Consider the following 20,123-nt stretch of genomic DNA (forward strand, 5'->3'; position numbering starts at 1 on the left):
CGGCGGCCGCTGGAGAGGGGCGGACATGGGCTGGACGGTCCTCTACATCGCGTTCGGCATCGTCGCGCTGTGGCTGCTGGGTGAGGTGCTCCTGCAGTACAAGGCGCGGCTGCGCTGGCGATTGCTCGCCTTCGGCGGCTTCCTCTGCGTCGTCATAGGCGTGCTGCTGCCGTCGGTGCTCGTGATCGCGCTCGGCGCCGCCGCCTTCGCGGTCGGGCAGACGTACGTGACGCTGTCCTTCCGCCGCGGCTTCTCCACGGGCTGGGCGATCGGCGGCAAGCCCGGCGCGAGCAGGCGCCGCAGGTCCGGCGGCGGACCGCAGGCCGAGCGCGAACCGACGCTGGAGGTCTCCGACCTCTCCTACGAGCAGGGCCCCGACGAGGGCCGCCCCGCCGCCGGCGCCCCCGAGGCCCCCGAGGTCTACGAGCCGGAGCCGATGCCCGACGACACGGGCCAGTACGGCGTCTACTCGCCCCAGGCGTACGGCCAGGACGGCGGCCACCGGCAGGGCGACCCCGGCCAGGACGCCGGCCACGGGCAGGACGGCGGCCACGCCTACGCGGCGGGGGCCGCGGGATACGGCGCGTACGACGCCTACGGCGACTACGGGCAGCAGCAGGAGGGCTATCCGTCCGCCCCGGCGGCCTCCTACGACTACGGCACCGGGCAGCAGCAGTACCCGGCCTACGACGACCCCTACGCGCAGGGCGGTCAGCAGCAGTACGCGGCCCAGGCCGGCTACTACGACGCCGGGTCCTACGCGGACCCGTACGCGCAGCACCCCACCGACACCCCGCCCGGCGGCGTGTGGGTGCCGCAGCAGCGCGACAACGGCCAGGGCGTCCCGCCGATGCCGCAGGGGCAGCCGTCCCCGTACGGCTACGACAACGGCTACGACGAGCAGCAGCAGTACCGCTACTGACCGGCCGCCGGCAAAACGCACCGGGCGCGCCGCCCGTGGCGGCGGCCGCTCACTGCGAGCCGCGGAAGCCGGACCCCTCGACGATCAGACCGGACACCAGCGCGCCGGACATGCCCGCGTGCGCCAGCCCGCCGCCCGGGTGGGCCCAGCCGCCGGCGAAGTACAGCCCGGGCAGCGGCGAGGTGTTGGCGGCCGGCAGCAGCGCGCCCGCGGCGCCGGCCAGGGCGGGCGGCGGCACCGCCGGCGACCCGGTCGCGGCGGCGACGTCGTCCGGGGTGCGCACCTCGCGCCACAGGATCCTGCCCCGCAGCCCCGGGACGGCCCGCTCCGCGGCCGCCACCATCAGATCCGCCACCCCGTCGCCGGCCTCGGCCCAGGACGTCCCCGCGGCGGGCACGGCGGGCACCGTCGCCGTCAGGGTGACGGCCTCATGGGCGTCGTCCGGGCGCAGCAGCGGATCGTCGGGGCGCAGCACCGTCACGGTGGGCCGCCGCGCGACCCGCCCGGCCGTCACGGCGTCCCACTCCCCGGCGGTGCCGTCGGCGTGCACCACCGTCCGGTGCGCGGTGTCCCCGGGGCGCGGGCCGCGCAGCGCGAGCAGCACCGTCACCCGGCCCGTCCGCACCCGCGACTGCCAGTGCGGCCACTCGTCCTGCCGCTCCCATCCGACGATCTGCTCCTCGTACAGCGAGGGGACGGGGGCGCCGGAGACCACCGCGTCCGCCTCCACGGCGCCCCCGGCGGTCGTGAGGCCGACCGCACGGCCGTCGCGCGTCTCGACGCCGGTCACCGCGCAGTCGAAGACGAAGCGCACCCCGCGCGCCAGGCACCGCGCGTGCACCGCGTCGGCGAGCGCCCGGATGCCGCCGGCCACGTACCAGGAGCCGAACGTCTGCTCCATGTAGGGCAGGACGGCGGCCGACGCGGGCGCGGTGCGCGGATCGAGTCCGTACACCGTGGCGTACGAGGCGAGCAGCGCGGCCAGGCGCGGATCGCCCAGCTCGCGCTCGCCGGCCTCGCCGAGCGTGCGCGCGCCGCGCCGCAACAGGCCCCGGCGCAGGGCCGGATAGGGGTCCTCGTGGGACGGGGAGCCGGTGGCGGGCTGCGGTTCCTCCAGCAGCGGCCGCCGCGAGCGCTCCCACGCCACACGCGCCCGGCCGAGGAACTCGCCCCAGCGCTCGCCCGATCCGGCGCCCAGGGCGGCGTCCAGGGCCGAGACGACCCCGCCGCGGGAGGCGTTGGGCAGGCTCACGGCGGTGCCGTCGGCGAAGACGTGCCGGCTCGACGGGTCCACCTGGGTCAGGGTGACGCTGCGCTCCAGCGGCTCCTTGCCCGTCTTGACGAAGAAGTCGCGCCAGACGGCCGGGAGATGGAGCAGCCCGGGGCCGGTGTCGAAGCCGAAGCCCTCGCGGGAGAATCCGCCCACCGAGCCGCCGTGGGACGCCGTGCGCTCGTACACCGTCACCCGGTGGCCCGCGGTGGCCAGCCGGGCGGCCGTCGCCATCGCGCCCATTCCCGCGCCGATCACCGCAATCCGTGCCATGCCCCGACCCTATCGACCGGGCCCCGCGCTCAGAGCCCCGGCCCGTGCCGGGCGCCCTCGCCGGCCAGGCGCCGCTCCTCCCGGCGCTGCGCCCGCCGCCGCAGGAAGCGCCGGATCCTGGACGCCAGGAAGACCACGGTCACGATGCCGGCCAGCAGCAGGCAGGCGGCGACCACCGCCGCGGCCACGGGATGGAATATCGCGAAGGTGACGATCCCCGCGACGCCCAGGTCCTCGGCGAGGCTCACGCCGATGTTGCTGAACGGCTCGGGGGAGGTGTTGACCGCCATCCTGGTGCCGGCCTTCACCAGATGGCTCATCAGCGCGGTGGAACCGCCCAGCACCCCGGCGGCGACCTCGGGCAGCGAGCCGCTCTCCCCGGCGATCAGGGCGGCCACGACGGCGCCGGCGAGCGGGCGGACGACCGTGTGGACGGAGTCCCACAGCGAGTCGACGTAGGGGATCTTGTCCGCCACCGCCTCGCAGAGGAACAGCACACCGGCGGCGATCAGCACGTCGGTGCGCTGGAGCGCGGCGGGCACCTCGTCGCTGACGCCGGTCACGCCGAAGAGGCCGAGGAGCAGGACCACCGCGTAGGCGTTGATCCCGCTGGCCCAGGCACTGGTGAAGGCGAGGGGGAGTACGGACACGGACGCGATCGTAACCAGTGCGGCCGCGCCGCGGGTGAGGACCGGGACAGCCGCCTGAGTATCCGTACCCAGCCCCCGGATGAGTAGGGGTGCGGATGGGCCACGACCTGCGGGGACGGAAGAGTAGGGGGCACGGCAGGGGCGCGGCTCCGCACCGGCGGCACGGGGCGCCGGAGCGAGGCGCACCCCGGCCGTGACGGGGAGAACGGCCGGAGAGCCCGCGACCACGGGGGAACGACGGGGGAACCGGGCTCTTCGGACCAGGGGGACAACGGGGGACAACGGGGTGCGCGCAGGGGCCCGGACCGGTCGGTGACCGGTCCGGGCCCCTGCGTCGTCCCGGCCCCGCGCCCGGGGGCGGCGTCAGTCGCGGCGGCCGCTCACCCGGCCGTGCAGCAGCAGCGAGAGCGCCCCGTGCACATCGTCCAGCGACCGTTCCCGCTGGAACGCCTGCCAGTCCAGGGCGGCCACCAGCACCATGCCGACCAGCGCGGCGGCGGTGAGCGGGATGTCGATCTCCTCGCTCAGCTCGCCCGACTCCACGCCCTCGCGCAGCACCGCCTCCACGACGGCGACGGCCTCCTGCCGGACCACCAGCAGCGTCGACTGCCAGGCCCGGTTGGTGCGCCACAGCTCCGCGACGTAGAGCTGGGTGAACGCCGGATAGCGGTCGATGAACACCAGGCCCGCGCGGATCATCCCGTCCAGCGCCTCGACCGTGGTGCCGCCGCGCTCCGACGCCTCGTCCGCGGCCTGCCGCAGGGACGCCGTCAGCAGGCCGACGCCGTGGCGGAGCAACTCCTCGAACAGCTCGGTCTTGCTCTTGAAGTTGTAGTAGACCGTGCCCTTGGCGACCCCGGCCCGCTCGGCGATCTCGTCCACCGTGGTGGCGGAGAACCCCTGCTCGGCGATGAGGGTCACCGCGGCCTCGTAGAGCTTGGCGCGGGTCGCCCGGCGTCTGGTGCTGCTGCTGTCCATGAGGTCGATTCTCACAGGTCGCAGCGCGCTCACAGGCTCAGCTCCGGGTGGAGCCGGTCCAGTGTCCACACCTGCCGGCGGCGGGCCGACAGGGCCGTCAGCGCGAGGGCCGCCGCGGTGAAGGCGGCCAGCACCGCCACCGCCTGCCAGACCGGGCCGAGCCCGCCGCCCGTGATCAGCCTGCGCAGCGCCTCCACCACGTAGCTCATCGGCAGGAACGGGTGGATCGCCTGGAAGAACGCGGGGCTCGTCTGCACGGGGTAGGTGCCGCCCGCGGAGGTGAGCTGGAGCATCAGCACGGCGAGCACCAGGATCCGCCCGGCCGCGCCGAAGCGGGCGTTGAGCCACTGCACGATCGCGGTGAAGCAGCAGGTGACCAGTGCCAGGAAGGCGACGGTGCCGGCCGCCCGCGCGGCCCGCAGGCCCAGCCCCCAGTGGAGCACCGCCATCAGCGCGGCGACCTGGAGCACGCCGACCGCCGCCACCGGCAGCCAGCCGGCCAGCGCGATCCGCCAGGCCGAGGCGCCCGCCGCGAGGGCCCGCCGGTTGAGCGGCGCGATGATCATGTAGGCGACCATCGCGCCCACCCACAGGGAGAGCGGGATGAAGTACGGGGCGAAGCCGGTGCCGTAGTTGGGGGCCTCGTGCAGGGAATCGGCCGCGAGCCGGACCGGATCGGCCATCACCTCGGTGCGGCGGTCGCGGTCGTCCTCGTCGTAGTCGGGGATCTTCCCGACGCCCGCGTTGAGGCCGCCGGCCAGCTCCTCGGAGCCGCCGGACAGCCGGAAGAGGCCGCCGTTCAGATCGCCCGCGCCCTTCTTCAGCCGGCCCACCCCGCCGTCCAGGTCCGCGGAGCCGGTGCGCGCGGTGGTGAGTCCGGTGTGCAGGGTGTCGGCGCCGCCGGCCACCTTGAGGGCACCCGCGTTGAGTTCGTTGATCTTCCCGACCGCGTACTCCAGGTCCTCGTCCAGCCGGGGCGCCCGCTCGGCGAGCAGACCGGCCTGCTTCTCCAGCGTCCGCAGGTGGCCGTCGAGAGTCTTCAGATCGCCCTTGCTCGTGGACACGAGGGCGTTGACGTCGTCGGCGACGGCCGCGACATCGGCCGCCGTGACCTCGGCGCGCTCCAGCGCGGGGCAGAACGACGGGTCCGGCAGCACGTTCTCCTCGCACCTGGTCCGGTACATCGCGCTCAGCTCGTCCGCCGACTTGTGGGCGAGCGCCGCGCTGCCCGGGGCGGTCTTCACCAGGATGCCGAGGTTGTGGCGCACGGCCCGCGAGGAGTCGGCCACCAGCCGCGCGGTGTCGCCGATCCTCTTCCCGTTGTCCTCGAGATACGGGCGGACGTCCTCGGCGACGCCGTTGACCCTGTCCGCGAGCTGCTGGGTGCCGGCCGCGACCTGCCGGGAGCCGGTCTCCAGCTCGGCGGCGCCCTTGTCGAGGCGCTTGAGGCCGCCGGCCAGCTTCCCGCTGCCGGCCTTGGCGTCCTTCAGCCCGTCCGCGAGGTCCTGCGAGCCCTTCTTCGCCCTGCCGACGCCGTCCTTCAGCTCGTCGGCGCCCTTCGCGGCCTCGGCGGTGGCGTCGTGGATGTCGGAGAACGAGATGAAGATGCGGTCCAGGAATCCGCGCGAGGCGTTCGTGGACGCCGCCGTGCGCACCTCGGAGAACACCGTCCGCGATATCTGGCCGACGATGTAGTTGTTCGCGTCGTTCGTCCGCACCCGGAGCGCGCCCGTCTCCGGGCTGTCGCCCGAACTGGAGGCGATACGGCGGCTGAAGTCCTCCGGCATGGTCAGCGAGAGGTAGTACGTGCCGTCCTCCACGCCCCTTTGCGCCTCTGCGGCGCCGACCTCGTGCCACTCGAAGACCTCGCTGTCGCGCAGGCCCTCGGTGATCTCGTCGCCCGCGTGGACCGTGCGGCCCGCGGCACTCGCCCCGCGGTCGTCGTTGACGAGGGCGACGGGGATCCGGTCGAGCCTGCCGTACGGGTCCCAGAACGACCACAGGTACAGCGCTCCGTAGAGCAGCGGCAGCAGCAGCACCGCCACCAGCGCCGCGCGCGGCAGCTTCCCCCTGCCGAACCGCTTCAGCTCAAGCGCGGCCAGTTTCGGCGAGCGCATCGGCCGCCCCCTCCTCGGTCGTGTCCTGCTCGGTGGTGGCGGTGGCGGGAGCCGCGTCGGTGCCGGGGGCGTCGCCGGTGGTGGCGGGGGTCGCCTCGGGGCCGCGGGCGGCCGCGGAGGCGGTGTCGTCGCCGGGGCCTGTTCCGGTGTCCGGTGCGGTCTCCGGTCCGGTGTCCGCTCCGGTGTCCGTTCCGGGGCCGTCGGCGGCCGGGGCCGCCGTCCCGGTGCCGGCGGGCCCCCCGTCCCCGCCGGCACCGGGGGTCTTCGCCGCGGGCGTGCCGGTGGTGCGGACCACCGTCGCGACGCCCTCGGGAGCCTGGCTGCACACGGCCAGCACCGTGGTCCCGGAGGCGGCGAGGCCGCTCAGCAGCTCCCACGCCTCGGCGCGCTCCGCGTCGGAGAGCTTGAGGTCCGTGTCGTCGACCGCCAGCAGCCGCGGCCGGCCGACGAGGGCCAGGGCGACGGAGAGCCGGAGCGCCTCCAGGCGCTCCAGGTCGCGCACCGCCGTGCGGCCCTGCTTCGGGAGGGTCTCCAGGTCGAGGCCGGCCGCCGCCAGCGCCTCGTCGAGCCGCGCCCGGGCCTCGGCCCGGGTCGCCCGCGGATGGAGCAGCGCGCGGAACGGACCGCCGAAGCGCCGCTGGAGCAGGGCGCGTTCCCGCAGGTGCTCGGCGACGGTCAGCGCCGGGTCGAGGTCGCTGACGCCCGGCACGGGACCGAGCGCGCTGATCCGCCGGACCGCCGCCATCCTGCGCGGCAGCGCCAGGCCGGCCACCTCGGCGCGGCCCTCGGACGGCCGCATCCGGCCGGTGAGGGCCAGCAGCAGACAGGTGCGCCCGGAGCCCGACGGGCCCTCGACCGCCACCAGCGTGCCCGCCGGGACGTCGAGGTCCACCGAGCGGAACGCCCATCCCCGGGGCCCCTTGAGGCCCAGCCCCTCGGCCGTGACGGCCGCTCCACGGGCGTTCTCCACGGCGCCCACCCCCTGTTTCCCCACCACTGCTTCCCCGCGGCACTCGTTTCTGCACTGACTGGTCAGTACAGAAACTACCCCTGAGTAGCCTCCGGGGGCAAAGCGGGGTCCGGCCGCACGGCGGAAACGCGCCGTGCGGCCGGACGGGACCGCTCAGCCGCCCCGCTGCCGCCTCTCGTCGTCGCGCCGGGCCTCAGCTCTCGTCGTCGCGCCGGGCCTCAGCTCTCGTCGTCGCGCCGGGCCTCAGCTCTCGTCGTCCCGCCGGGCCTCGGTTCCGCTGACGTCGGTCCTGCTCACGTCGGTGCCGCGGGCTTCGGTGCTGCGCACCTCCGCGCCCCGCACCTCCGCGCCCCGCACCTCCGCGCCCGCCGCGTCGGCGTCCCGCAGGTCCGCGTCCCGCAGGCCGGCCTCCCGGAATCCGGCGCCCTCCGCGTCGGCCGCCCGCCCGTAGGACGCGCGCCGCTCGTGCCGGTCCGGTCCCCCCGGGGACCGGACCGCCCCGGCCCCGGACTCGCCTTCCGCCCCGGCGGGGGGCTCCGCGCCGGAACCGTCCGCGACGGAGTCGCCGGCCTCGTACCCCGGCTCGTACCCGGTCCGGCCGTACGCCTCCGGGCGGGGCTCGATCTGGGCGACCACCTCGGCCAGCCGGGAGCACAGCCGCTTGATCTCCTGATGCGTCTCGTCGCGTTCGGTGACCACGGCCGCGAGCAGCAGGGCCGTGAGCGCGGCGGTCCCGTTGAACGCCTGGAGCGTCACCATGTTCGAGAACAGGTCGTGGCCGGCGAACGGCCCGCTCCCGCCCGCGGCGGCCAGGATGGCCAGCGTCGAGACCGCCAGCGTGCAGGTCGCGGCGCCGGGCTGCCGGAAGCGGTATGCCGCCCAGATCAGGAACGGGAAGACCAGGAACAGCAGCGAGGCGTTCGAGGTGCGGGTCGCCAGATGGGTCACGAGGACCGTGCCCGCCGCCAGGGCGGCCGCCTCCGCCCAGCGCGGCCACCCCGCCCCGACGGGCCGCCGCACCCTGCGCAGCATCAGCAGGAACGGGGTCACCACCAGCACGCCCATCGCGTCGCCGGTCCACCACACGGACCAGGTGGGCCAGAAGTCGCTGCCGTCGATCGCCCCCGAGACCAGCAGCACCGCCGAGCCGACCGTCGCGCTGACCAGCATCCCACCGAGGGCGCCGAGGAAGACCAGGGCGGGCACGTCCCGCAGCCGGTCCAGCTCCGTCCGGAACCCGGCCCGCCGCAGCAGCAGGTACGCGCAGACCGGGGCGAGCGTGTTGCCCGCGACGATCAGCAGCACCGCGGGTATCGAGGGGCCGAGCGACACGTTGGCGAGGAACGCGCCCAGGGCGATCCCGGGCCACACCCGCGGGCCCACCGCGAGCAGTCCGGCCACGGCCACCCCGGTGGGCGGCCACAGCGGGGTGACCTGGCCGCGCACGAGCTGCTGCTGGAGGCCCAGTTCGGCCGCCCCGTAGTAGAGCGCCGCCATCGCCGCGATCCGCAGCAGCACGAGTCCGGCCTCGCGGGACGTCAGGGCGCGCACGGCACCGGAGGCCGCACGGCGCCGGACCGCCGCGGGCCGCCGACGGGGGAGCTCAGGGCGCGGAGGCATCGGCATCCGGCCCGTCGTAGCGCACCACCAGCACGGCCGCGTCGTCACGGTGCCCCGTCAGGTCGGCCACCCGCACCACGGCCGACGCCAGCACACCGGGGTCGGCCTGCCGCCCCGCCTCCACCAGCCGCACCACCTCCGCGAGCCCGGCCTCGATCGGGTACCGGGGGCCCTCCACCACCCCGTCCGTGAGCAGGACCAGGACCCCGCCCTCGTTCAGCCGCCTGCGGGTCACCGGATAGGTCTCGCCCGGCATGATCCCGAGCGGCGCGCCCCCGAGATCGAGCGCCACCCCCGTACGGCCGCTCGCCGTCGCCCACACCATCGGCACGTGTCCGGCGCGCGACACCGTCAGATCCCGGCTGACCGGGTCGAACCGCAGGAAGCAGCAGGTTGCGAAGAGGCCGCAGCCCATCGAGATCAGCAGGTCGTTGGCGCGGGCCAGCACCTCCCGGGTGTCGGCCGTCGTCCCGGCGACCGCCCGGAGACTGGTGCGGACCTGGCCCATGAACGCGATCGCCTCGACGTCGTGGCCCTGGACGTCCCCGATCGCGAGCGCCAGCGACCCGTCCGCCATCACGAAGGCGTCGTACCAGTCCCCGCCCACGTCCAGCCCGTCCCGCGCCGGGGTGTAGCGGGCGGCGATGCGCAGTCCCGGCAGCTCCGGCAGCCCGGGCGGCAGCATGTGCCGCTGGAGGGCCATCGCGAGCTCGACCCGGGCGCGCTGGTACTTGATCCGCTCCAAGGCCTGATCGACGAGCTGCCCGAGGGTGACGAGGAGTTGCTGCGCACTGCCGGGCGGGTCGGGGTGTTCTCCACGCATGTCGGCTCCGGGGGTTTTTCACCCTCCTTCACCCTAGCCGCGACCCGTGTCCCCCTCCACAGGGAGAAGGACGGAAAAGTGCAGGTCAGGGCGATTGTCAGTGGTGGGCCTCACGATGGACACACACGGCCACAGCGCCGTCACACGACGACAGGAGGCTCGTCATGGCCAGCCACTCCGCAGCCGCCGCCGCGCGGCGCCGCGCCACCGGCCCTGCCCCCTCATCGACCGGACCGGCGCGTGACGTCCACCCGGTCCTGCGCCGGGAGTCCGCCCCGCCCGCCGCTCTCGACCTGCTCGCCCAGGCCCGTGCCGGCCTGGACGAGGCCGCGTCCCTCCCCGTCCCCAACGAGCGGTACGCCACGGCCCACCTCGCCGCCCTGCGCACGGCGGCGGCCGTGCTGGCGGCGCGCGGCCGGCCCGAGGCCAACTCCCGGCAGCGCCGGCGCATACGCAGCGTCTGGGAGGTCCTGCCGGAGACGGCGCCCGAACTGGACGAGTGGAGCCTGCTCTTCGCCGCCGGGGCCGAGCGGCGGGCGAGGGCCGAGGCCGGCATCCGGGGCGCCGCGAGCACCCGGGACGCCGACGACCTGCTGCGCGACGCGGGAATGTTCCTGCGCATCGTCGAGCGGCTGCTCGTGCTCCAGCCCGCACTGCCCCGCCCCCGGCACGACCTGCCCGATCCGGGAGGTGACGGCCCCGTGGGCTGACCGGGCGCCCGGGGCCTGCCCGGGGCCGCGCCCGGCGGGTGCCGCCGGACGGGGGCCGGGGGAGCGCGGGGGAGGAGCACGGGCCGGGTGCACTCGGGCACGGTCCGCGAAGGCAATAGGGTGGACGGCAGATCGCCAGCACAACGCCGCACACCGCCCGAGGAGCCAACTGCCGTGCCGGACCCATCTCCTGCCTCCGGTGGGGAGACCCCACCGCGACCCTCCCGCGCGTCCCTCCGCACCGCCGTGGTCTGGGAGGTCCTCCAGGAAGCCCTCGACCGCCGGGTCAAGGCCGCCGGGACGGACGGTCTGGACGTGCTCGACACCGGCGGCGGCACGGGCAACTTCGCGGTGCCCGTCGCCCGGCTCGGCCACCGGGTCACCGTCGTCGACCCCAGCCCCAACGCCCTGTTCGCGCTGGAGCGCCGCGCCGCCGAGGCCGGCGTCGCCGACCGGGTCCGCGGGGTGCAGGGCGACATCCACGGCCTGTTCGACGTGGTCGACCGCGGCGGGTACGACGCGGTCCTGTGCCACGGCGTCCTGGAGTACGTCGACGACCCGGCCGGCGATCTGCGCCACGCGGTCGAGGCGCTGCGCCCCGGCGGCGCCCTCAGCCTGCTCGCCGCCGGGCTCGGCGGCGCGGTGATCGCCCGCGCCCTGGCCGGCCACTTCGGCGAGGCCCGTCAGGCCCTGGACGACCCGGACGGACGCTGGGGCTCCGGCGACCCCGTGCCACGGCGCTTCACCGCCGACCAGCTCACCGGTCTGGTCGCCGGAGCGGGCGCCGAGGTCTCGGCCGTGCACGGCGTACGGGTCTTCGCGGACCTCGTCCCGGGCGTCCTCGTGGACACCGAGCCGGGCGCGCTGGACGCGCTGCTGAAGCTGGAGGCCGCCGCCGCGGAACTCGCGGCCTTCCACTCCGTCGCGACCCAACTGCACGTCCTGGGCGAGAAGCGCGCCTGATCAGCGGCGCAGCCGCAGATGGAGTACGCCACAGACCCCCCGATCGTGGACTTCGCCACGTATGATCGGGGGACACCGTCCGGCATGACGGATCGGAGGTTGGGGAATCAACGCCTCAGGACTTCGATCGGCATGGCGGCCCGGACTGGCGTTGGGCGAGAGGCGGGTTTCACGGGGGCGAATCCCTGCCTATCCTGAAAGGGCCGCATACCGGTCGCCCCCGCGACCGACGACGAGGAGGACTCCGTGCCGCTCTCGGAGCACGAGCAGCGCATGCTCGAGCAGATGGAGCGAGCGCTGTACGCCGAAGATCCCAAGTTCGCTACAGCGCTCGAGGGAAGCGGGCTGCGTACGTACACCCGGCGACGGGTCTACCAGGCAGTCGCAGGCTTCCTGGTGGGTATCGCGCTCCTCATGGCCGGAATGGTCGCGCAGCAGATCTGGATCAGCGTGGTGGGCTTCCTCGTGATGCTCGGCTGCGCGGTGCTGGCGGTCACCGGCTGGCGCAAGGCTCCCAAACCGGGTGAGCAGCAGACCCCGGGTGCCCCGGCCGCACGCCGGCAGCACCATCAGCGCAGGTCCATGATGAACAGGATCGAGCAGCGGTGGCAGCGCCGCCGCGACGAGCAGCAGGGCCAGTGACCCGCGTCCGCCGCCGTGTGCGGCGGACCGGCCAACGCGTCGGTTGACGCTTGCACTTATGGCTGAGGGGCGACGTGTACGCGTCGCCCCTCAGCCATGCCCGCGTTCCGCGGCCGGGGGCCGCGCGGGGACCGGGAGCCTCTGTCCGGGGGCCGGGCCCGCGTCCGGGGCCGCCCCCGTCCGGGCCCCCCGCGGGGGCCGCGCCCGAGGACCGGGCCTGCGTTTGGGGCCGGCTCGGATGCGGGCGCGGTCGCCCCGGCGCTGACTCCCCCGGGCAGGCCCCAGCCCCGAGCCGGGCCCCCGCGTCCGGGGCCGGTGCGCGCCCTGGCCCGCAGGGCCCGCGGAGCCCGTCCCGGGCCCGGTGCCGGTGCTCCACGGGCTGCGGTGCGTCGGGGCCGCCCCCGCCCGGGCTCCTGACCGTTGGTGCGGCGGCCTCCGCCCCGGGCCGACCTGCCTCCGGGACCGGATACGAGCCAGGGGGCCGGCTCGGATGCGGGCGCGGTCGTCCCGGCGCTGACGTCCCCGGGCAGGCCCCAGACCCGGCGCTGACGTCCCCGCCCGGGTCCGGCCCAGGACGCACGACGGCCCCGCCCCCACCAGGGGAGCGGGGCCCGTCGTCGCGCCGGCTAGCCGCGCTGTCTCGTCGGGCGGCGGAGCAGGGAGGTGAGCCGGTCGAGGGGGAGGCGGCGGGGCGACCAGCGGTCCGTGAGGTCCGACCAGCGCTCCGAGAGAGCCCACATCACCCGAACGGACGAACGAGGCAGCAGCAGAGCGCGCAGGCGGACCCAGGTGCTCACCTGCTCCCGCAGCCCCGACCGGATCAGCCGTGCGTCCTCGGCCAGGCCCGTGACGGGCCGGGGGTCGGGGGCGTACAGCACCTCCTCCACCGCACGGGCGGTGCGGTGCACCGCCGCCGCGGGCTCGTCCGTCAGCCCGCCCTCCGTGACCAGCCGCGCCGCCGCCCGGCGCGGGGTCAGCGACTCGTCGGGAACGATGCCCAGGTCCCAGGCGGTGTCGGTGATCTCCTGCCAGACGGCCAGGGTGCCCGCCGGGTCCTGGGGCACCGTCACCGTGCCGGTGACCTGCTTCCCGTCGGGCGTCCCGGCCGGCGGCGCCGCGCCCGGGGAACCGGGGGGCGGCGGTGCCGGCGCGCGCAGCGCGTTCAGCCGCCGGGTGCGGGCCATGATCCGCAGCAGCAGCGGCAGCAGGAGCAGCAGCACGACGGCCAGCACGCCGAGCCCGGTGAAGAGCACCGTGGTCCAGGGGAAGCCCTGGCCCTCCTGCTCCTCCACATCGCCCGGCGTCGCCGCCCCGCACTCGCCCAGACGCCGCTCGGGCTCGGGGCAGGCGTCGGGCGAGGCCGGCGCCTGGGACGGCTGGGCGCCGGTGTCCGTCTCCGGCTGCGCCGGGTCGGCCGTGTCGCCCGCCGGGGTCTCCTCCTGGGCGTACTCCGGTGTGGTGCCGCGGCTCGGGGTCGGCTCGAAGCGCGTCCAGCCGATGCCGTCGAAGTAGAGCTCCGGCCAGGCGTGGGCGTCGCGCAGGCCGACGGACATGGTGCCGTCGGACTGCGGGGTGCCCGGGGTGAAGCCCACCGCGACGCGCGCCGGGATGCCGAGCGTGCGGGCCATCGCCGCCATGGAGAAGGAGAAGTGGACGCAGAAGCCCTCCTTCTGCTCCAGGAAGCGGGTGATCGCCGCCGCGCCCGTGCCCGAACGGACCTGGGTGTTGTAGGTGAAACCGCCGTCCTCGGCGAACCACTTCTGGAGCTTGGTGGCCCGTTCGAAGTCGTTCGCCGAGCCCTCGGTGATCCGGCGGGCCGTCGCGGCGACGGAGTCCGGCAGGGAGTCCGGCACCTGGGTGTACTCGCGCTTCAGCTCCGACGGCGGGGCCAGGGCCTGGGCGAGCTGCTCCTTGGTCGGGCGGACCACCAGACTGCTCACCGAGTACTGGACGCCGCCCGTGGTCTGCCCGCGGTCGCCCACGAGCGTCCGGCCCGTGGGCTCGTAGCGCCAGCGGCCGTCGATGGTCACCTTCGTCGCCGGGTAGGGCATCGGCAGCCAGCTCTGCTTGTACGAGCCGGCCGCGGAGAGGTTCGTCCGGACCTCGGTGACGGCCACCGCGGGGCTGAGCCCGGACGGCTCGGGGAGCCGGTCCGGCACGTTCTCGACCTTGCGCTCCGAGGAGCGCCATGAGGTGCCGTCGAAGCGGTCCAGGGCGACGATCCGCAGGTACATGCCCTTGGTGTCGGGCGCGTTGGTGCGGTAGCGGAGCACCTCGCGGTTGGTCGGCTGGTTGAGGCTGTCCTGGAGCGAGACGAGGGGGTTGACGGCCGAGATCGTGCCGCCGCCGCCCGAGCCGCGGCCCGGGCCGCTGCCCGTGCCGTCGAACAGCCCGCCGTCCAGGGCGGGGAGCACGGCCGGCACCACCAGGGACACGCCGAGCGCGACCACGCCGATGCGGCGGCCCGTGCGGACCGGCGCGTGCGCGGGAGCGCTCGCGTCCAGAGCGGAACTCTGCCGGCCGCGGCCGCGCGGCGCGCCGCCGAAGACCCGGCCCCACTGGGAGAGCCGGTCGCGCCCCTCGGCGAGCAGCAGGAGCAGATAGCCCACGGCGGCCAGCACGAACCAGAGCCAGTTCGCACCGCCGTCGGACAGGCCGGCGGCGACCGTGTAGAGCGCGAGCAGCGGCAGCCCCGCGGGGGCGGCGCTGCGGTAGGTGACGGCGAGGGCGTCGACGACGAGGCCGACCACCAGCACACCGCCGATGATCATCAGCCGGATGCCGTCCGTCGCCGGGGCGGGGATGGCGTAGCGGCTGACGTCGTCGTAGCCGGCGGTGAAGAGATCGCCGAAGCGCGCGAACGCCTCCGGGCCCGGCAGCAGCCAGACCACGGCGAAGTCCCGGACGAACAGCACCGTCAGGGCGAGCAGCGTGACCAGCGCCTGGAGGGCGATCGTCAGCGGCCTGGCCAGCGGCACCCGCCGGGCCAGCGCGCCCGCCCCGCTCTGGAGCGCCAGCAGCACGGTCGCCTGGATCATCCAGCCGGACTCGTCGACCAGGGGCAGCAGGGCGCCCGCCGCCAGCAGTGTCGCCGCGTAGGCGCACAGGGCCAGCCTCACGCGACCGCTCATGACCAACCCCCTGTGTACCCGCCGGATCCGTCGGACATCCGGCTGCGTTCCTGGCCCGCCTGCTGCCACAGGTCACCGAGCGCCGCGCCGGGCCGCACGGGCAGGGCCGTCCAGCCGGCCTCGCGCAGTTGCCGCAGCCGCTTCTCGACCCCCGCGGACACCGCCCCGGTGCCCGCTCCGGAATCCGTGCGCGGAGCGTCCCAGTCCATCAGGAAGGCGACCGCGGCCCCGGTGCGCTGCCGCATCCGGGCCGCCAGTGCCGCCTGGCTCTCGTCCAGGTCGCCGAGGAAGGCGACCAGCAGTCCCTCGCCGCCGCCGCGCAGCGCGTCGTGGGCCCTGGACAGGCCCGCGCCGTCGGAGTGTTCGACGACCGCCAGGGTGTCGAGCATCAGGCCCGCGGAGTCGGCGGAGTCCTGGGGGGAGCCGGTGAATCCGTCGGCCCCCTCGCCGGGCACGGACGTCCCGGTGTCGGTCAGCAGCCGCACCGAGAAACCGCGCTCCAGCAGGTGCACCAGCGCGGACGCCGCGCCGGACACCGCCCACTCGAACGCGGAGTCGGGGCCGCCGCCCTCGTAGCCCGCCCGCCGGGTGTCCAGCAGGACCGTGCAGCCGGCCCGCTGCGGCTGCTCCTCCCGGCGGACCATGAGCTCGCCGTGGCGGGCGGTCGAGCGCCAGTGCACCCGGCGCAGGTCGTCGCCGTACCGGTAGGCGCGCGGAATGATGTCGTCGTCCCCGGCGAGCGCCAGGGAGCGCCGCAGGCCGTCGCCGTAGCCCGAGGCCTCGCCCGCCAGCCGCACGGGCGGCAGCGGCTCCGTCCGAGGGATGACGGTGAGCAGGTCGAAGGCGCTGAAGGAGCGGGTCAGTTCGCACATGCCGAAGGGGTCGCTCAGCCGGAGCTGGAGCGGGCCCAGCGGGTAGCGCCCGCGCAGGTCCGAGCGGACCCGGTAGGAGACCTCGCGCCGGCCGCCCGCCTCGACCCGGTCCAGCACGAACCGGGGCCGCGGGCCCAGCACGTAGGGCACGTGGTCCTGGAGCATCAGCAGGCCGGTGGGCATCCGCGAGATGTTGTCCATCCGCAGATGGACCCGCGCCTCGGCGCCCGCGGGCACCCGCCCCGGGGACAGCCGCCGGCTGGCGGCGACCCGGTAGCGGGTGCGGTAGAGCACCGTGACGCAGATCAGCGGGAGTACCGCCAGCAGCAGCCCGACCCGCAGCAGATCGCTCTGCCCGAGGGCGTAGGCGCAGGCCGCGGCGGCCACCCCGGCGGCGAGGAAGGAGCGTCCGCGGGTGGTGAGCCCGGACAGCGCCGCCCGCACCCCGCCCTTGTCGTCGCCCTCCGGACCGGCGGGTGCGCTGGGCCGTCCGGCGGACATCACAGCCGCCGGGCGCCGGGCTGCTGGCCGTAGAGCGGCTGCTGTCCCGGACGGCCCGGGACGTACGCGCCGTCGGCGCTGCCGGTCGTGGGCACCGGGGTGCGCTGCACGATGTCCTGCACGACCTGCTCGGCGGTGAGCCGGTTGAGCTGGGCCTGGGCGGTGGGGAGCAGCCGGTGGGCCAGCACCTGCGCGGCGAGCGCCTGGACGTCGTCGGGCAGGGCGTACTCGCGGCCGCTGAGGGCCGCGGACGCCTTGGCGGCGCGCAGCAGGTGCAGGGTGGCCCGCGGGGAGGCGCCCAGTCTGAGGTCCGGGTGGGTACGGGTGGCGGAGACCAGGTCCACCGCGTACTTCCGTACGGACTCGGCGACATGCACGCCGCGCACCGTCTCGATCAGCTTGACGATGTCGTGCGCGTGGGCGACGGGCTGGAGGTCGTCGAGCGGGTTGACCGCGCCGTGCACGTCGAGCATCTGGAGCTCGGCGCTCGCGCTCGGGTACCCGATCGACACCCGGGCCATGAATCGGTCGCGCTGGGCCTCGGGCAGCGGGTACGTGCCCTCCATCTCGACCGGGTTCTGGGTGGCCACGACCATGAACGGGTCGGGCAGCTCGTAGCTGTGGCCGTCGATGGTGACCTGGCGCTCCTCCATCGACTCCAGCAGCGCGGACTGGGTCTTCGGCGAGGCGCGGTTGATCTCGTCGCCGATCACGATCTGCGCGAAGACGGCACCGGGCTTGAACTCGAACTCCCGCCGCTGCTGGTCGAAGATCGACACACCGGTGATGTCGGACGGCAGCAGGTCGGGCGTGAACTGGATACGCCGCACCGAGCAGTCGATGGAACGGGCCAGCGCCTTGGCCAGCATGGTCTTGCCGACGCCGGGGACATCCTCGATCAGAAGATGTCCCTCGGCGAGCAGCACGGTCAGAGAAAGCCGTACGACCTCAGGCTTGCCCTCGATCACACTCTCCACCGACCGGCGCACCCGCTCCGCCGTCGATGTCAGATCAGTGAGGCTCGCTCGATCGTCATAGGTCGTCACCCGGCCCTCCTCGGCCACTTTCCTGGGCCTGCGCACCACGGACGGCGCGGCCCACCAAGAAATACGGACGCCGCCACCGGAACGTTCCGGACCGGCGTCACTTCCGCATTCTTGTTGGCCTCACCGTGTCGTGTCACTCGGCTGTGGACAACTGAGGGTGAAATGACGACTTTGATCTGATTTATCGCGTGCTCAGGTGCTCACGCAGCGGGGTCGACCTCGCGCAGCGCGCCGCTCTTCACGTCGAAGACGAAGCCGCGGATGTCGTCGGTGTGCAGCAGGAACGGCGAGGTCCGCACCCGCTGCATCGACTGCCGGACGTCCTGGTCGACGTCGCGGAACGCCTCGACGGCCCACGACGGACGCTGGCCGACCTCCTCCTCCAGCTCGTTGCGGAAGTCCTCGGTGATCGACTCCAGGCCGCAGCCCGTGTGGTGCACCAGGATCACGCTGCGGGTTCCGAGCGCCCGCTGGCTGATGGTGAGCGAGCGGATCACGTCCTCGGTGACGACACCGCCGGCGTTGCGGATGGTGTGGCAGTCGCCCAGCTCCAGGCCGAGGGCCGCGTGCAGGTCGAGCCGGGCGTCCATGCAGGCCACCACGGCCACCTGGAGGACCGGCCGGGCGTCCATGCCCGGGTCGGTGAAGGCGGCGGCGTAGCGTCCGTTGGCCTCGACGAGGCGGTCGGTCACGGTCGCGGCCCCGGGGGCGGGGGCGGCGGCGGGGGCGTTCGCAGAAGTCGACATGGCACGAAGGTAACCGTCACAAGGCGGTCGAGCTTGTAGTGAGAGCGGACAAAGAACATCAACGCGATGTGTTTGTGAGGTAACCCACAGGCCCCGCGGCGGACCCCACGACGCGCTGCCCGGTTGATTGACCGGCCGCACCTGTGGACTAAAGTGACGCGGAGTTCCGGGACGTCATCAGTGCATTCGCCGGCATCCCCGGTGAATCCCGGCATCCCGCAATCCGGATTCCGCTCCACCCCGGCAGTTTCCGCGGTTTCCGTTTCCACCGCATTCCCCGCATACCCGCGTGCGCGGCGTGACGCACGGCCCGGCCCTGCTTCACCCGCCGGACCTGAGAGGGCGCATGAGCCAGACCCGACACGTCCCGGTGATGCTCCAGCGGTGCCTGGACCTGTTGGCCCCCGCCCTCCAGCGGCCCGGCCAATCCGCCGGGACGGGCCCGGTCGTCGTGGACTGCACCCTCGGGCTCGGCGGACACAGCGAGGCCCTGCTGACCCGCTTCCCCGAGGCCCGGCTCATCGCCCTGGACCGCGACACGGAGGCCCTGCGGCTGTCCGCCGAGCGCCTGGCCCCCTTCGGCGACCGCGCCACCCTCGTGCACGCCGTCTACGACGAACTCCCCGACGTGCTCGACCGCCTCGGCGTGCCCCGGGTCGACGGTGTCCTCTTCGACCTCGGCGTCTCCTCCATGCAACTGGACGAGGCGGACCGGGGGTTCGCCTACGCCCAGGACGCCCCGCTGGACATGCGCATGGACCAGACGACGGGCGTCAGCGCGGCCGAGGTGCTCAACACCTACGCGCCCGGTGAACTGGTGCGCATCCTGCGGGCCTACGGCGAGGAGAAGCAGGCCAAGCGGATCGTCTCCGCCATCGTGCGCGAGCGCGACAGGGAGCCGTTCGCCAACAGCGCCCGGCTCGTCGAGCTGATCCGCGACGCGCTGCCCCAGGCCGCCAAGCGGACCGGCGGCAATCCGGCCAAGCGCACCTTCCAGGCGCTGCGGATCGAGGTCAACGGCGAGCTCACCGTCCTGGAGCGCGCCGTCCCCGCCGCGGTGGCCGCCCTCGGGGTCGGCGGGCGCATCGCCGTCCTGTCGTACCACTCGCTGGAGGACCGGCTGGTCAAGCAGGTGTTCGCGGCGGGCGCCGCGAACACCGCGCCGCCCGGGCTGCCGGTGGTCCCGGAGGAGTACCAGCCGCGGCTGAAGCTGCTCACCCGCGGCGCCGAACTCCCCACCGAGGAAGAGGTGGCCGAGAACCGCCGTGCCGCCCCCGCGCGTCTGAGGGCAGCGGAACGCATCCGCGAGGACGTGGCCTAGGAGCACAGAGGGCGGACGGGCGGCGCGGGCGGCACGGAGCGATGCGGAGGACACGGTGAGCACAGCGGCCAGGGAGCTGAGAGGGCGGGCCGCGCGACTGGCCCGGCTGATGCCGTCCGGGCCCAGCAGCGCCGCCCGGACCCCGTTCGTCCTGCTGGTCGTGCTGCTGCTGTCGGGCGGCCTGATCACCCTGCTGCTGCTCAACTCCTCGCTCAGCCAGGGCTCCTTCCGGCTCAGCGAGCTCAAGAAGCGGACCACCGAGCTGACCGACCAGGAACAGGCACTCCAGCGCGACGTCGACGGCCGCTCGGCCCCCGACGCGCTGGAGCGCCGGGCCAGGGAACTCGGCATGGTCCCCGGCGGCAGCCCCGCGTTCCTCGGCCCCGACGGCGCGGTCCGCGGCGTCCCCGGCCGGGTCACCGCCCAGCCGGATCCCACACCGCAGGCTGGCCCCTCGCCCACCGCGGGGCCCACCGCCACGCCCGGCACCGCGGCCACGCCCTCCGCGACCGCGCCGGGCGCCACGCCCTCCGGGCCGTCCCCGACGCCCACGACCACCGGCAGGTGA

17 protein-coding genes are annotated in these 20,123 nt (G+C 74.9%); 6 read left to right on the plus strand and 11 right to left on the minus strand.

The genetic code is table 11. The features are described from left to right. The first annotated feature begins 25 nt into the window (after window positions 1-25). Window positions 26-922 carry a hypothetical protein gene (locus JE024_RS25775; protein ID WP_205375868.1) on the plus strand — a complete coding sequence of 299 codons (897 nt, stop codon included), beginning with the start codon at window positions 26-28 and terminating at the stop codon, window positions 920-922. Between the two features lie 49 nt (window positions 923-971). Here the strand turns inward: JE024_RS25775 and JE024_RS25780 are convergent, their stop codons facing one another. The 7 genes from JE024_RS25780 to JE024_RS25810 all read right to left on the minus strand — a co-directional run bounded on the left by JE024_RS25780 (window position 972) and on the right by JE024_RS25810 (window position 9,623). Beyond that, complete coding sequence (locus JE024_RS25780) at window positions 972-2,465, minus strand: phytoene desaturase family protein (protein ID WP_205375869.1); 1,494 nt, start codon at window positions 2,463-2,465, stop codon at window positions 972-974. 29 nt (window positions 2,466-2,494) lie between these two features. Beyond that, a complete protein-coding gene (locus JE024_RS25785) occupies window positions 2,495-3,115 on the minus strand; it encodes a DUF4126 domain-containing protein (RefSeq protein ID WP_205375870.1) in 621 nt (206 codons plus the stop codon). A gap of 363 nt (window positions 3,116-3,478) precedes the next feature. Then, window positions 3,479-4,093, minus strand: a complete 615-nt coding sequence (locus tag JE024_RS25790; RefSeq protein WP_205375871.1) for a TetR/AcrR family transcriptional regulator — start codon at window positions 4,091-4,093, stop codon at window positions 3,479-3,481. 29 nt (window positions 4,094-4,122) lie between these two features. Next, complete coding sequence (locus tag JE024_RS25795; RefSeq protein ID WP_205375872.1) at window positions 4,123-6,210, minus strand: YhgE/Pip family protein; 2,088 nt, start codon at window positions 6,208-6,210, stop codon at window positions 4,123-4,125. Further along, the gene (locus JE024_RS25800) at window positions 6,182-7,180 is read right to left on the minus strand and encodes an ATP-binding cassette domain-containing protein (RefSeq protein ID WP_205375873.1); all 999 of its coding nucleotides are present in this window, start codon (window positions 7,178-7,180) and stop codon (window positions 6,182-6,184) included. Before JE024_RS25800 ends, JE024_RS25795 begins: the two co-directional genes overlap by 29 nt. Before the next feature lie 243 nt (window positions 7,181-7,423). Continuing rightward, window positions 7,424-8,731: an MASE1 domain-containing protein gene (locus tag JE024_RS41240; RefSeq protein WP_307840715.1), complete on the minus strand. Its 1,308-nt coding sequence runs from the start codon at window positions 8,729-8,731 to the stop codon at window positions 7,424-7,426. A gap of 52 nt (window positions 8,732-8,783) precedes the next feature. Then, window positions 8,784-9,623, minus strand: a complete 840-nt coding sequence (locus JE024_RS25810) for a PP2C family protein-serine/threonine phosphatase (RefSeq protein WP_205375874.1) — start codon at window positions 9,621-9,623, stop codon at window positions 8,784-8,786. A gap of 164 nt (window positions 9,624-9,787) precedes the next feature. On the opposite strand from JE024_RS25810, the gene JE024_RS25815 reads away from it, so the two are divergent. The 3 genes from JE024_RS25815 (at window position 9,788) to JE024_RS25825 (ending at window position 11,938) form a co-directional block, all read left to right on the plus strand. Further along, complete coding sequence (locus JE024_RS25815; RefSeq protein ID WP_205375875.1) at window positions 9,788-10,333, plus strand: SAV_6107 family HEPN domain-containing protein; 546 nt, start codon at window positions 9,788-9,790, stop codon at window positions 10,331-10,333. A gap of 246 nt (window positions 10,334-10,579) precedes the next feature. Beyond that, entirely contained in the window at window positions 10,580-11,296 is a 717-nt protein-coding gene (locus JE024_RS25820; RefSeq protein ID WP_205376730.1) for a class I SAM-dependent methyltransferase, read from the plus strand. A 246-nt stretch (window positions 11,297-11,542) separates the two neighbouring features. After that, entirely contained in the window at window positions 11,543-11,938 is a 396-nt protein-coding gene (locus JE024_RS25825; RefSeq protein WP_205375876.1) for an SCO2097 family morphological protein, read from the plus strand. A gap of 626 nt (window positions 11,939-12,564) precedes the next feature. On the opposite strand, the gene JE024_RS25830 is transcribed toward JE024_RS25825, so the two are convergent. From JE024_RS25830 to JE024_RS25845, 4 genes are all read right to left on the minus strand, one after another. Further along, complete coding sequence (locus tag JE024_RS25830) at window positions 12,565-15,069, minus strand: transglutaminase TgpA family protein (RefSeq protein ID WP_205375877.1); 2,505 nt, start codon at window positions 15,067-15,069, stop codon at window positions 12,565-12,567. Further along, window positions 15,066-16,442 (minus strand): DUF58 domain-containing protein, encoded by a 1,377-nt coding sequence (locus JE024_RS25835; RefSeq protein ID WP_205375878.1) that lies wholly within the window; start codon window positions 16,440-16,442, stop codon window positions 15,066-15,068. The genes JE024_RS25830 and JE024_RS25835 overlap by 4 nt, the downstream gene beginning before the upstream one ends. After that, window positions 16,442-17,488 (minus strand): AAA family ATPase, encoded by a 1,047-nt coding sequence (locus JE024_RS25840; RefSeq protein ID WP_205375879.1) that lies wholly within the window; start codon window positions 17,486-17,488, stop codon window positions 16,442-16,444. The genes JE024_RS25835 and JE024_RS25840 overlap by 1 nt, the downstream gene beginning before the upstream one ends. 200 nt (window positions 17,489-17,688) lie before the next feature. After that, window positions 17,689-18,234, minus strand: a complete 546-nt coding sequence (locus JE024_RS25845; RefSeq protein ID WP_205375880.1) for a beta-class carbonic anhydrase — start codon at window positions 18,232-18,234, stop codon at window positions 17,689-17,691. A 346-nt stretch (window positions 18,235-18,580) separates the two neighbouring features. Here JE024_RS25845 and rsmH point away from each other — a divergent pair, with 346 nt between their 5' ends. Next, on the plus strand, window positions 18,581-19,555 hold the full coding sequence (rsmH, locus tag JE024_RS25850) for a 16S rRNA (cytosine(1402)-N(4))-methyltransferase RsmH (RefSeq protein ID WP_205375881.1): 975 nt from the start codon (window positions 18,581-18,583) through the stop codon (window positions 19,553-19,555). Between the two features lie 55 nt (window positions 19,556-19,610). Then, a complete protein-coding gene (gene ftsL / locus JE024_RS25855) occupies window positions 19,611-20,123 on the plus strand; it encodes a cell division protein FtsL (RefSeq protein ID WP_244883074.1) in 513 nt (170 codons plus the stop codon).

It is taken from the genome of Streptomyces zhihengii (assembly GCF_016919245.1).
In the GTDB taxonomy this organism is placed as follows: domain Bacteria; phylum Actinomycetota; class Actinomycetes; order Streptomycetales; family Streptomycetaceae; genus Streptomyces; species Streptomyces zhihengii.

Bases quoted from the DNA above. Each gene is read 5' to 3' on its own strand.
- rsmH (WP_205375881.1), top strand. From the start codon at position 18,581: ATGAGCCAGACCCGACACGTCCCGGTGATGCTCCAGCGGTGCCTGGAC.
- JE024_RS25780 (WP_205375869.1), bottom strand. From the start codon at position 2,465: ATGGCACGGATTGCGGTGATCGGCGCGGGAATGGGCGCGATGGCGACG.
- JE024_RS25790 (WP_205375871.1), bottom strand. From the start codon at position 4,093: ATGGACAGCAGCAGCACCAGACGCCGGGCGACCCGCGCCAAGCTCTAC.
- JE024_RS25810 (WP_205375874.1), bottom strand. From the start codon at position 9,623: ATGCGTGGAGAACACCCCGACCCGCCCGGCAGTGCGCAGCAACTCCTC.
- JE024_RS25830 (WP_205375877.1), bottom strand. From the start codon at position 15,069: ATGAGCGGTCGCGTGAGGCTGGCCCTGTGCGCCTACGCGGCGACACTG.
- JE024_RS25845 (WP_205375880.1), bottom strand. From the start codon at position 18,234: ATGTCGACTTCTGCGAACGCCCCCGCCGCCGCCCCCGCCCCCGGGGCC.
- JE024_RS25795 (WP_205375872.1), bottom strand. From the start codon at position 6,210: ATGCGCTCGCCGAAACTGGCCGCGCTTGAGCTGAAGCGGTTCGGCAGG.
- JE024_RS25835 (WP_205375878.1), bottom strand. From the start codon at position 16,442: ATGTCCGCCGGACGGCCCAGCGCACCCGCCGGTCCGGAGGGCGACGAC.
- JE024_RS25815 (WP_205375875.1), top strand. From the start codon at position 9,788: ATGGCCAGCCACTCCGCAGCCGCCGCCGCGCGGCGCCGCGCCACCGGC.
- JE024_RS25775 (WP_205375868.1), top strand. From the start codon at position 26: ATGGGCTGGACGGTCCTCTACATCGCGTTCGGCATCGTCGCGCTGTGG.